The organism is Intestinibacter sp., from assembly GCF_034113885.1.
Classification (GTDB): domain Bacteria; phylum Bacillota; class Clostridia; order Peptostreptococcales; family Peptostreptococcaceae; genus Intestinibacter.
In genome coordinates, this window is sequence record NZ_JAXEWM010000240.1 from 1 (window position 1) to 8,591 (window position 8,591).

The window sequence follows — 8,591 nt, forward strand, 5'->3', positions numbered from 1 at the left end:
GGGGTCAAACTGATTCCGTTTCAATTTAACAATAATAAATAATATAAAGTCTATTCTCAAAAGGGGTATTCGAATAGAAATATTAGTATGGCTATCTGGGGGATAACCTTGAATATATAATATCAAATTTCGACAAAAACTGCAACTGGTAAATATTCTCAAAGAATAATTATAAGTAATTGTTTTATACAGGTATATTCAAAAGTTATCTCAGATATATGTTATATTATGTTCAAAAAATTAAAATAATATAACTAATAATATTTAAAATTAAATGCAATCATAGAATTAACTTTTCAATTTAATAATTAAATTTTTGAAATCAATCCCTTAAAAAGTGAATCTATTAATGGTATAATATTATGAGTTATTTACAGAAAGGACGGTGTATTAATTGGAAATATATTTAGATAACAGCGCGACAACTAAGCCTTATCCAGAAGTAGTGGACAAGATGGTTGTGGCTCTTACTAATCAATACGGAAATCCATCAGCTATATACAAAAAGGGTATAGAGGTTGAGAGAGAAATAAAAGAAATCAGAAGAAATATTGCGAGAAGCTTAGGAGCTAAGGAAACCGAGATATATTTTACATCAGGTGGTACAGAATGTAACAATACTATTATAAGAAGTGTTGCTAATTTAAATAAAAAAACTAAAAAACACATAATATCTACATGTATAGAGCATCCTTCTGTTCTAAATACTTTAAAGGATTTAGAAGAGCAAGGATTTGAAGTGACTTATTTACCAGTAGATTCACAAGGAAAAATATCAATAGACGATTTAAAAAATGCTATAAAGGACGACACATTTTTAGTATCTACAATGCATGTAAACAACGAAATAGGAGCTATTCAACCTATAGAAGAGATCGGTAAATATCTAAAAGCTCTAAAGCAAAAGGTTTATTTTCATGTAGATGCGGTACAATCTTATGCTAAGATAAAATTCAGACCATCCAAATACAATATAGACTTCATGAGCGTGAGTGGTCATAAGCTACATGGACCTAAGGGAATTGGATTTATGTATGTAAAAGAAAACAACAGAATAAAACCTCTTCTTACTGGTGGTGGACAAGAAATCGGTGTGAGATCAGGAACAGAAAACGTGCCAGGAATATACGGACTAGGTAAGGCTGTAGAAATATTAAATCAAGATTTACAAGGAACTATAGATAAGATAAAATCGCTTAGAGACCTTCTAAAGAAGGAAATAGTAGAAAATATAGATAACGTCAAGATAAATTCTCCAGAAGATGGAGTTTGCCATGTTTTAAATGTTTCATTCAGAGGCGTTAAAGGAGAAGTACTTCTTCATTATTTAGAACAAAAGGAAATATACGTGTCTACAGGCTCTGCTTGCTCTTCTAAGAAAAAGGGAAGCCACGTACTAAATGCTATAGGTTTATCTGCTGAAGAAATCGAAGGAGCGATAAGATTCAGCTTAAGTGATCTAAACACAGAAGAAGAAATAAGAGAAGTTGTAAAGGCATTAAAAGAATCAGTATCAGATTTAAGAATGATAATAGGTAGAAGAAGATAGATAAAACAGAAAGGAGTATGCCAAATAAAAAATAGTTTTGGCAGCGTGAAAAAGTGTATAACGCGTTAATTGTAAAATACGGAGAAATAGGAATCAAAGGAAAAAATAGATATATATTTGAAAATAAATTAATAAAAAACATAAAAAATATGTTAAAGCCATTAGGAAAATTTGACGTATACAAAGAATACGGTAGAGTATATGTTGAGCTTGGCGACTACGATTACGAAGAAGTAATGGAAGAGGTTAAAAAGGTCTTCGGTATAGTTGGGGTGTGTCCAGTTATAAAATTAGACAGAAAATCAGACGATATAGAAGAAGCATATCAAATGCTAAAGGACACAGCAGTTAAAGTTCTAGAAGAAAAGATAGAGCAAGGCTACAAGAGCTTCAAGGTAGAAAGTAGAAGAGGCGACAAATCCTTCAGAATGACATCACAAGAAATGAGCATAGATATCGGTGGATATTTACTTAGCAAAACTGAAGGCAAAATACCAGTAGATCTAAGAGAGCCAGAGGTTAAAATAAAATGCGAGCTTAGAGAACACAACATAGCAGCATACAGCGATACAGTGCCTGGCTATGGTGGACTTCCTATAGGAACTAACGGCAAGGCGATGTCTCTATTATCTGGAGGAATAGACTCACCAGTTGCATCATGGATGGTAGCAAAAAGAGGTGTAGAGGTAGAATGTATCCACTTCCACACATATCCATTCACAAGTGAAAAATCAATGGAAAAGGTAAGAGACCTAGCTAGAATATTAGCTAAATACTGTGGAAAGGTAAGACTTCATAAGGTCAATATACTAGAAATCCAAAAAGCTATAGGAATGAACTGTAGAGAAGAAGAAATGACAATAATCTCAAGACGTTTCATGATGAGAATAGCTGAAGAAGTAGGTAAACAAAGAAGATGTAACGCTTTAGTTACAGGGGAAAGTATAGGACAGGTTGCATCACAAACTATACAAGGACTAACTTGTACAAATGCATCTGTTAGCATGCCTGTATTCAGACCGCTAATAGCTATGGATAAATCAGAAATAATTGAAGTAGCTAAAAAAATAGGAACATTCGAAACATCAATAATACCAGAGGAAGATTGCTGTTCAGTATTTGCACCAAAGAGACCAGTGACTAAGCCTAAGCTTGATAGAATAGAATCAGATGAATCAGCTTTAGATGTAGAAGGATTAATTGCAGATGCTATAGAAAAAATGGAAGTTGAAGTAGTAGAATTTTAAGGAGAAGATGTAGATGTTAGAAGCTTTATGTGTAGGTTTAGGAGGATTTATAGGCGCTATTTCAAGATACCTTATATCTATGCAAGCTTCTAAGATTTTTACAGGAAAGATACCAGTTGGGACTTTATGTGTAAATATTTTAGGGGGATTGCTTATAGGGCTTATTTTGGAGTTAAACTCAAGAACAGATGTTGTATCTCCACAGATGAAATTATTTTTGACTACAGGACTTATGGGAGGACTTACGACTTTCTCTACCTTTAGCTATGAAACTGTAGGACTTTTTTCTGATGGAAGCTACACTAGTGCAGTGGTTAATATAGCTTTAAATGTTGTTCTTAGCTTAATAGGAGTTATAATAGGAAAAAGCATAATTATGGGAATAACTAATTAATATAAAAACACTCAGATTTAGAATCTGGGTTTTTTTTTATGTAAAAATTGCAAATAAAAAAGAAGTCTTATTCAGACTTCCAAAGTATAAAAAATTATAAAGTTTAATAACTTTAAAAATATATAAGGGCATTTTTATAAATAACATCCTAGACTATTAAGGATACTATTTGACTTGTTGATTATTGTAGACAGATACACCGTATGCTTCTACAATTTCGCTGGCACGTTTAACATCTTCAGCAGTAGGTTCTTTTACGTCCTTAAGCTCGTACTCAAGTCCCATGCTTTCCCATTTGTGAATTCCCATACCGTGGTAAGGTAGTAATTCAACTCTATCGACGTTATTTAGAGAAGCTATAAATTGTCCCAAGCTTTTTAGATTCTCTACATCGTCTGTGATGCCAGGTATTAAAACCTGTCTAATCCAAACTGGGATGCATCTCTCATCTAAATGTCGGGCTAATTTAAGGGATTTCTCATTGCCAACTCCAGTTAATTTTTTAGATTTATCACTGTCCATATGTTTTATATCTAGTAAAACAAGATCAGTGTAATCTAGTAATTTATCGATTTTTTGGATATCGACAAATCCTGATGTATCTAGGCATGTGTGTATGCCCATTTCTCTACATCTAGCAAATAACTCTGTTAGAAACTCTGCCTGTAATGTAGCTTCTCCACCAGAGGCTGTTACGCCACCGCCAGAAAACTTCATATAAGAATCGTACTTGATTATATCCTGCATAAGTTCGTCAACAGTGTATTCTTTGCCACAATTTCTATCCCAAGTGTCTCTATTATGACAGTATTTACATCTTAGTGGACAGCCTTGGAAAAATATTATATACCTTATTCCTGGTCCATCAACAGTACCAAAAGTTTCAATTGAATGTACCTTTGCTTTCAACATATTATCCTCCATATAGAATTAGATTATCTTTGTATAGAATATAATTTCTAAAATAAAAAAATATATTCTAGTGATTAAAATAAAAGTAGAATCTCTAAACTAAAATGGAATATATTGTATACAACAAAAGTATATATGATATTATAAATCAATAATTTAGAAATGTCTACCAAAAAATAATTAATATTATGTAAAAGTCCAGAAAAATAAAAAATATTTTCTGGACTTTTGAAATAAATATTACGTTATATTACGATAAATTAAGCCATTTTTCCGTGGAAAGTTCTATTTATAACGTCTAATTGTTGTTCTCTTGTTAATTTTATAAAGTTTACAGCATATCCAGAAACTCTTATAGTTAATTGAGGATATTCTTCTGGATGTTCCATAGCGTCTTCTAAAGTAGCTCTATCAAATACGTTTACGTTTAAGTGATGAGCGTTTTGTCCGAAATATCCGTCCATCATTGATGATAAGTTCTTAATTCTTTCTTCTGGAGTTTTTCCAAGAGCACCTGGAACTATAGAGAAAGTATTAGATATACCATCTTGAGAATGCTCATATGGTAATTTAGCAACTGATGATAAAGAAGCTAAAGCACCGCTGCTATCTCTTCCGTGCATTGGGTTAGCACCTGGAGCAAATGGTTCACCAGCTTTTCTACCACAAGGAGTATTACCAGTTTTCTTACCGTAAACAACGTTTGAAGTTATAGTAAGAATTGATTGAGTGTGATAAGCATTTCTGTAAGTTTTATTTTTTCTTATTTTGTTCATCATAGATTCAACTAAGTATACTGCTATATCATCAACTCTATCGTCATTGTTTCCGTATTTTGGATAGTCTCCTTCAACCTCGAAATCTACTGCTACACCAGCTTCGTTTCTTATAGTTCTAACTTTAGCGTATTTTATAGCTGATAAAGAGTCAGCACAAACTGAAAGTCCTGCTATACCACAAGCCATAGTTCTAAATACATCTCTATCGTGTAAAGCCATTTCTAAAGCTTCATAAGAGTATTTGTCGTGCATATAGTGGATTACATTTAATGTATTTACATATAAATTAGCTAACCAATCAGTGAAAGGCTCGAATCTCTTCATAACTTCATCGTAATCTAAGTATTCAGAAGTTATTGGCTCGAATCTTGGTCCAACTTGAACACCTGATTTTTCGTCAACTCCACCGTTTATAGCGTATAGTAAAGTTTTAGCTAAGTTAACTCTAGCTCCGAAGAACTGCATTTGTTTACCTATTTTCATTGCAGATACACAACAAGCTATACCGTAGTCATCTCCCCAGTATGGTCTCATTAAGTCGTCATTTTCGTATTGAACAGAACTTGTATCTATAGATACTTGAGAACAGAAATCTTTAAATCCTTGTGGGAAGTGGTTTGACCAAAGTACTGTTAAGTTTGGTTCTGGTGATGGTCCAAGAGTGTATAATGTGTTTAAAACTCTGAATGAGTTTTTAGTTACTAATGTTCTACCATCTATACCCATACCACCGATTGATTCTGTTACCCAAGTTGGGTCACCTGAGAATAAATCATTGTAATCTGGAGTTCTTAAGAATTTAACCATTCTTAATTTCATAACGAAATGGTCCATTAATTCTTGAACTTCTTCTTCAGTTATAAGTCCAGCTTTTAGATCTCTTTCGAAGTATATATCTAAGAAAGTAGAAGTTCTACCTATAGACATCGCAGCACCGTTTTGGTCTTTTATGGCTGCTAAGTATCCAAAGTATAACCATTGTACGGCTTCTTTAGAGTTAGTAGCTGGTTTAGATATATCGAATCCGTAGCTTTGAGCCATTCTCTTTAATGCTTCTAGAGCTTTTATTTGATCTGATAATTCTTCTCTTAATCTGATTACCTCTTCATCTATGCAAGAAACTTCAAGAGATAATTTTTGTTCCATTTTGTCTTCTATTAATCTATCAACACCGTATAGAGCAACTCTTCTGTAGTCTCCTATTATTCTACCTCTACCGTAAGCATCTGGAAGACCTGTTATTATACCAGATTTTCTAGCAGCTCTCATCTCTGTAGTATAGGCATCGAAAACACCTTGGTTGTGAGTTTTTCTATATTTAGTGAATATTTCACTTACTTGTGGGTCACATTCAAATCCGTAAGCCTTACAAGAGCTTTCAACCATTCTTATACCGCCTTCAGGCATTATAGCTCTCTTTAAAGGAGCGTCAGTTTGTAGACCAACTATAGTTTCTAAATTTTTATCTATATAACCAGGAGCATAAGCATCTATAGCAGATACAGTTTTAGTATCTACGTCTAATGTTCCTCCGTTTTCTCTTTCTTTTTTAAATAATTCTAGGACTTCATCCCATAATTTTTTAGTATTTTCAGTAGCTCCAGCTAAGAATGAGCTATCTCCTTCATATGGAGTGTAGTTAGCTTGGATAAATCCTCTAACATCTATTTCTTTAGTCCATCTGCCTTCTTTGAATCCTTGCCATGCATTATTCATATGTGCATCCTCCTCAATGTCGTTGTATAGTTTGGATTTTATTATTTATTTTGTAACGTATAGGAATTTATATTCCTTAAAAAATATTTAAAAAATCTAGCTAGATATATGTCATTTTTCTATGATAATAATATCATAGATTAAGTATATTGTATACAATATTTTTATCGTATTATTTAATATTATTATATTTTAAAATTTACCCATTAATAAAAAACTTAAACTTAAATATAAATAAAATTTTATTTTTATGGTTTATTTCAATTTTACAGATATCAGTAGGTTGTTGCACCTACAGTATTTGCGGGAAATTTTGATTGATTAAAATTAGTTATAATTTTTTTTAGAAAATATGAATATCTATTATATATAGGAGGTGTGATATGATAATTGTAACTATTTTATTTATAATAGGTTTTATATTGATATCTAAGGGTGCAGATTTTTTTATAAATTCAACTGTAGAAATTGGCAGAAGGACCAATATCTCGGAATTGATTTTAGGTGCGACTATAGTGAGCTTTGCGACTACATTGCCAGAGCTTACGGTATCTTTATTTGCATCTATTGACAATCATACAACCATGAGTCTAGGAAATGCAGTTGGTTCTATAATCTGTAACACTGGATTGATATTGGGCATGGTTGTGCTTATAAGTCCTTTTAATACAGATAGAAAAACATTTGCATCAAAGTCTATTATATTATTAGTATCGATTATAGCTCTTATAATTTTAGGATTAGATGGTGCAATTACAAAAATCGATGGATGCGTATTATTAATTATTTTAGGAGTATATATGTATACTAATTATAAAAGTGTATTAAATAATACTAATAAAAATTACCTTTATTATTGTTTAACACAACAAAATGAAATGTCGACGATAAAGATAGTAGTTTATTTTTTCATGGGATTAGCGATGATGATAGTCGGTTCTAGATTATTAGTAGATAATGGAGTAGAGATTGCGAGCTTTATAGGTATACCACAAGGTATAATAAGTTTAACTGTGATTGCACTTGGAACATCTCTTCCAGAATTAGTTTCGTCTATTACGGCAGTTAGGAAAAAGCACCATGAAATCTGTGTTGGTAATGTTTTAGGAGCGAATATATTAAATATAATTTCTGTAATTTCTATTTCATCTATTCCAAACGAAATACCTATATTGTCACAAAATATTAGAGTTGATTACCCGTTTATGATAATTTTAGTTTTAATATTAATAATTCCTACTATTATAAAGAATAAATTGTATAGAATACAGGGATTTCTGATGCTTAGTACGTATATAGCTTATTTGGCTGTTCTCTACTGTACATATATGGTTTAATATATTATTTGATATAACTAGAATATATAAGCTAGTTATATTTTTTTATAGATGGCGGATAGAAGCTTTTATAGGGGAAATGAACTGACTTTAGATAATCGCAAAAAGAATAACTTTTTTATAAAAATAAAAAACAGCTTTTTATACGACTTATTTTATTCTAGAGAATTTGCGAGGATGAATAGAACATATGGGAGCTTAATGGTTTTAATCGGTATAGGAGGAATGCTGCTGTTTAAAACAATAGGAATAATTTTAGATGTTTTACTTTTAATTGTAGTATTTTTCTACTTATTTAAGTTTATTGTAAAATTGATAAAATCTACAAAAAATTATTAGTATATATGTAAGTATTTACGGCTCGTATAAATTGTTTAAATTTGGTCAAAAATAAGTTTGCATAATATTTGAATAAAATATATAATAGACAAGTTAGGATATTTTGAAAACGGAAAGGAAATAAACAATTAATATGAGTATAACAAGATTTGAAGATTTATCAATTAGTGATGAAATAAAAAGATCAATTGCGGAAATGGGATTTGAAGAGCCATCGCCAATACAGGCTCAATCGATACCAGTGATTTTATCAGGAAAGGATGTAATAGGTCAAGCGCAAACAGGGACAGGAAAAACTGCAGCATTCGGTATACCTAT

The 8,591-nt window shown here is 31.6% G+C and carries 8 protein-coding genes; 6 read left to right on the plus strand and 2 right to left on the minus strand.

Annotated elements, in window-relative coordinates:
- The first annotated feature begins 394 nt into the window (after window positions 1-394).
- Genes SPD90_RS14315 through crcB form a run of 3 tightly spaced genes read left to right on the plus strand, consistent with a single transcriptional unit; the run spans window position 395 to window position 3,190 of the window.
- Window positions 395-1,549: a cysteine desulfurase family protein gene (locus SPD90_RS14315; RefSeq protein WP_320925678.1), complete on the plus strand. Its 1,155-nt coding sequence runs from the start codon at window positions 395-397 to the stop codon at window positions 1,547-1,549.
- Between the two features lie 53 nt (window positions 1,550-1,602).
- A complete protein-coding gene (thiI, locus tag SPD90_RS14320) occupies window positions 1,603-2,796 on the plus strand; it encodes a tRNA uracil 4-sulfurtransferase ThiI (protein WP_320624097.1) in 1,194 nt (397 codons plus the stop codon).
- 13 nt (window positions 2,797-2,809) lie between these two features.
- The gene (gene crcB / locus SPD90_RS14325) at window positions 2,810-3,190 is read left to right on the plus strand and encodes a fluoride efflux transporter CrcB (protein ID WP_320624098.1); all 381 of its coding nucleotides are present in this window, start codon (window positions 2,810-2,812) and stop codon (window positions 3,188-3,190) included.
- Between the two features lie 165 nt (window positions 3,191-3,355).
- Here the strand turns inward: crcB and pflA are convergent, their stop codons facing one another.
- Window positions 3,356-4,102, minus strand: coding sequence for a pyruvate formate-lyase-activating protein (gene pflA / locus SPD90_RS14330; RefSeq protein WP_320925679.1), 747 nt, complete (start codon window positions 4,100-4,102; stop codon window positions 3,356-3,358).
- Window positions 4,103-4,362: 260 nt separating this feature from the next.
- A complete protein-coding gene (gene pflB, locus SPD90_RS14335; RefSeq protein WP_320624100.1) occupies window positions 4,363-6,597 on the minus strand; it encodes a formate C-acetyltransferase in 2,235 nt (744 codons plus the stop codon).
- A gap of 383 nt (window positions 6,598-6,980) precedes the next feature.
- Here pflB and SPD90_RS14340 point away from each other — a divergent pair, with 383 nt between their 5' ends.
- From SPD90_RS14340 to SPD90_RS14350, 3 genes are all read left to right on the plus strand, one after another.
- Window positions 6,981-7,934: a calcium/sodium antiporter gene (locus SPD90_RS14340; protein WP_320925680.1), complete on the plus strand. Its 954-nt coding sequence runs from the start codon at window positions 6,981-6,983 to the stop codon at window positions 7,932-7,934.
- A gap of 177 nt (window positions 7,935-8,111) precedes the next feature.
- Window positions 8,112-8,273: a hypothetical protein gene (locus tag SPD90_RS14345; protein WP_320925681.1), complete on the plus strand. Its 162-nt coding sequence runs from the start codon at window positions 8,112-8,114 to the stop codon at window positions 8,271-8,273.
- Window positions 8,274-8,406: 133 nt separating this feature from the next.
- Window positions 8,407-8,591 (plus strand): DEAD/DEAH box helicase (locus tag SPD90_RS14350; RefSeq protein WP_320925682.1); only part of this gene is annotated, 185 nt, incomplete at its 3' end.